A 3,988-nucleotide genomic window follows, 5' to 3' on the forward strand; every position below is an offset into this window, starting at 1 on the left:
GGCCGGTACCGGCGCGGTCGCGGCGCCACCCGACCTGCCGAGTGTGCCGCTGCCCTGCCCGACCGCCGGGTGCCGCACGGCCGGCGCGGCGACCTGCATCCCGACCGCCTCGGCCGGCGACGACGAGATCGCCGAGGCGGTGGAGGCAGCCGTCGCCGCGACCACCAGCGCGGTGGCCACCTTCACCAACGCTCCGGAGACCGCGCCCGAGAAACCTCCCGCGACCGCGCCCGACACCGCACTCGACATCGCCGCCGGCACAGCACCCGTCACCGCACCCGAGGCAGCGCCCGTCACCGCCGCCGACGCCGGCAGGGAGGCCGCGGCGAGCGGCGCGCCGAGCAGGACCGGTCCGAGCGACCCGCGCAGCTCCTCGTTGACGTTGGTCAGCGACTCGGCGCGGGCGCGGCAGTCCGAGCACCCGGTCAGATGCCGGCCGATCTTGCGAGACAACGGCAGCGGGATGCTGTGCCGCACGTACCCGGCGAGCTTGGCGACGACCGGACGGCAGGAGCTGCGCGGCACCTCGGGCACGTGCATGCGCAGGTACGCCTGCCGCAGGCCCTCCCGCGCCCGGTAGGCCAGCGCGGCGACGCTGTTGGGCCGCATGCCGAGCAACGGCGCCACGGTCGCCGGCGACTCGTTCTGCACCTCCGTGTGCCACAACACGACGCGCCACCGCTCGGGCAGACTCGCGAACGCGTCCGCCGCGACCGTGGCGTGCCAGCGCTCGATGACCGGGTCGTCGACCGCCTCCGCCGGCGCCACGTCCGGCACGTCCGCGTAGAGCGACACCGGCGCGCCGCGGGCGGTGATGTTGATCGCCACGTTGCGCAGGGTCACGAGCAGGTACGGGCGGAAGTCCGCGTCGGGACCGCGGCCCTCGCGCAACATCCGCAGCACGCGAGTGAACGCCTCGGCGACGAGATCCTCGCGCTCGGCCGGTGTGTTCGCGAGACACGCGGCCGCGCGCTTGGCCACCACCAGATATCGCTCGTACAACATGCCGTACGCGGCCACGTCCCCCTCGCGCACGGCGGCGATCAACTCCGCGTCGGGTACTTCCAGGGACTCGGTCACCGGGATCCTCTCGGGCCGGCGCGCGGTCGCGCACCCACTCCTCGGCTGGCACCCCCCGAACGGCACCAACCCGTTGATCCATGAACGAGCGGATCGCTTGCGCGATACGGCCTCGATCACCGCCAGTCGACGACCTCCTGCATCAGCCCCGGATGGCGGCGCTTCGCCTGCGCCACATAGTCCTCCATGTGCTCACGCATCAGCCGCTCCGCGAGATCGGCGTCGCCGGCGGCGATCGCGCGCGCGATGATCCCGTGTGTGCCGAGCACCTCGCGGCGGCGCGACTTCGGGTACAGCGAGTCCTGCACCCGATCGCGCACGACGTCCGCGAGCGACTGGCCGAAAAGGCTCATGATCGGGTTGCCCGACATGAGCGCGACGAGCTGGTGGAAGTCGCCGGCGTGGCGCAGGTACTCCTCGTCGGCGCGGCCCAGGTTCTCGAAACGCGCGAGCTCGGCGACGTGCTCCGGCTCGCGAAGCTCCGCCGCCCGGCGGGCCAGCACCGGCTCCATCGCCTGCCGCGCCTCGATAAGCTCGCGAAAGGTCACCCCGTCCATCTGGAAGTACAACGAGGCCATGCGCCCGAAGTTGCGCGTGCGCACCCGGTCGACGGTCGGCCCGCCGCGCGGACCCGGCTTGATGGAGATCAGCCCGTGCACTTCCAGGATCCGCAACGCCTCGCGCAGCGAGCCGCGCCCCACGCGGTACTCCTCCAGCATCTTGGCCTCTGGGGGCAGCTGCGTACCCGGCACCAGGCCCTCGGCTCCGATCCGGCGCACGATGTCGCGGGCGATCGCCTCGGACACCTTGTCCCCACGTCTGACCGGTCGCTGCGGCGTCGCCGCGTTACCCGCGCCTGTTGCTGCCACCAGGCTATGTTAGCGATGCGTGATCGCCCCTTAACCCTCGGCGTCCAGATACAATCGCATCCGGATGTGTACGTCCTTTGTGGACTAGACAGCGCGATCACGTTGGCCGGCAAGAGGAACGAACGGGACCAATCCACGTGTCGACCGGCGCCGAACCACCGCCGTGACAAGTGAACGCATGACCAGGGAACGGATCGCCGTCATCGGGGCCGGGGTAGCCGGGCTCACCGCCGCCTACCTGCTGCAACGTCGGCACGACGTGCTGCTGTTCGAGGCCGAGCCACGCCTGGGCGGACACGCCCACACGCACGAGGTGGCGACAGCCGGCGGATCCGTCGCGGTGGACAGCGGCTTCATCGTGCACAACGAGCGGACCTACCCGAACCTGCTGCGCCTGTTCGCCGAGCTGGGCGTGCGCACCCAGGAGTCGGACATGTCGATGAGCGTGCGCTGCCTGGGCTGCGGCCTGGAGTACGCGGGCGGGCGTCGGCTCGCCGGGCTGTTCCCGAGCTGGGCCAACCTGACCCGGCCGCGGTATCTGCGGATGCTGGGCGAGGTCACGAGGTTCCACAGGCACGCCCGCCGCGAGCTGGCCGCCGGAGAAGCCGGCGATGACCGCACGCTCGGCGAGTTCGTCGCCGCGGGCGGGTACTCGCGCTACTTCGTCGAGCACTTCCTGCTGCCGGTGGTGTCCGCGGTGTGGTCCGCGCCGGAGCGGGTCAGCCGCTCCTACCCGGCGCGCTACCTGTTCGCGTTCCTGGCCCACCACGGGATGCTCACGGTCACCGGCGCACCGCCGTGGCGCACGGTCGTCGGCGGCTCGCGCGGCTACGTCGAGCGCGCGGTGAAGAACCTCACCGCGGTGCACGTCGGCACGCCCGTGCGCGCCGTGCGCCGCGGCGCGGACGGCGTGGCCGTGCGCGACGACGCCGACACCGACCACCACGTGGACCGGGTGGTGCTCGCGACGCATGCCGACCAGGCGCTGGCCCTGCTCGTCGACCCGACGCCGGCCGAGCGCGAGGTGCTCGGCGCGTTCACCTACTCCCGCAACGAGACCTGGCTGCACACCGACGACACGCTGCTGCCGCGCAGCCGAGGCGCGGCGGCGTCCTGGAACTACCTCAAGCCCGACTGCGCGGGGGCGGACCGGGTGCTGGTCAGCTACCACATGAACCGGCTGATGCGGCTGGCCACGGCCGACGAGTACGTGGTGACCCTCGGCGCCACCGACCGGGTCGCCGAGGACTCCGTGCTGGCCCGCATGGTCTACGAGCACCCGGTGTACACGCCGGCGTCGGTGGCCGCGCAGGGCCGGCTCGGCGAGCTCACGAGCGCGCGCACCGCGTATGCGGGCGCATACCACGGCTGGGGTTTTCACGAGGACGGCTGCGCCGCGGGCGTCCGGGCGGCGGAGCGGTTCGGAGCCGGGTGGTCATGACGGTCAGCAGCCTGATCCGCGGCCGGATCTACACGGCCCGGCTGACACACGTCCGGCGCGAGCGGCTGACCCGCCGCTTCACGCACCGGATGCGCCCGTGGCTCGTCGACCTCGACCAGCTCCCCCACCGGCCGCCGTTCGCCACGTTCGAGGCGCGCGACCACCTCGGCCGGCCCGACCGCACGATCCGGCGCAACCTCGACGACTGGCTCGCCGGCCACGGCCTCGCGGCGAGCCGGGTCGTCATGCTCGCCATGCCCCGCACGCTCGGCTACGTGTTCAACCCGCTGTCGGTGTACTGGTGCTACGACGGCGCGGGCGCGCCGGTGTGCGTGGTCGCCGAGGTGCACAACACCTACGGCGAGCGGCACTGCTACCTGCTGCGTCCGGACGCCGGCTGGCGCGCGGCGGCGGCCAAGGAGCTCTACGTGTCGCCGTTCTTCGACGTCTCCGGCGAGTACCGGATGCGGCTGCCACCGCCCGCGGAACGGCTGTCGCTGTCGATCGTGCTGCGCCGCGGCGGGCGCGCGGTGTTCGCCGCGACGCTCACCGGCCGCCACCACGGCGCGGCCACGCCGGGCCGGGTGCTGGCACACGC

General features: G+C 72.8%; 4 protein-coding genes. 2 read left to right on the forward strand and 2 right to left on the reverse strand.

Features of this window, described 5'->3' with window-relative positions; genetic code table 11:
* Positions 1-1,080: RNA polymerase sigma factor (locus tag ACRDSK_RS32245; protein ID WP_431445195.1), on the reverse strand; the 1,080-nt coding region annotated here is incomplete at its 3' end.
* A gap of 116 nt (positions 1,081-1,196) precedes the next feature.
* Positions 1,197-1,949 (reverse strand): FadR/GntR family transcriptional regulator, encoded by a 753-nt coding sequence (locus tag ACRDSK_RS32250; protein ID WP_431445196.1) that lies wholly within the window; start codon positions 1,947-1,949, stop codon positions 1,197-1,199.
* A gap of 178 nt (positions 1,950-2,127) precedes the next feature.
* Between ACRDSK_RS32250 and ACRDSK_RS32255 the strand changes: the two genes are divergently transcribed.
* Positions 2,128-3,390 (forward strand): NAD(P)/FAD-dependent oxidoreductase, encoded by a 1,263-nt coding sequence (locus ACRDSK_RS32255; protein WP_431445197.1) that lies wholly within the window; start codon positions 2,128-2,130, stop codon positions 3,388-3,390.
* A partial coding sequence (locus ACRDSK_RS32260; protein WP_431445198.1) for a DUF1365 domain-containing protein occupies positions 3,387-3,988 on the forward strand: 602 nt, incomplete at its 3' end. The genes ACRDSK_RS32255 and ACRDSK_RS32260, both read left to right, overlap by 4 nt.

This window comes from Actinophytocola sp., from assembly GCF_050699915.1.
In the GTDB taxonomy this organism is placed as follows: Bacteria; Actinomycetota; Actinomycetes; order Mycobacteriales; family Pseudonocardiaceae; genus Actinophytocola.

Coding starts and splice junctions, on each gene's coding strand:
- ACRDSK_RS32255 (WP_431445197.1), top strand. CDS start 2,128: ATGACCAGGGAACGGATCGCCGTCATCGGGGCCGGGGTAGCCGGGCTC.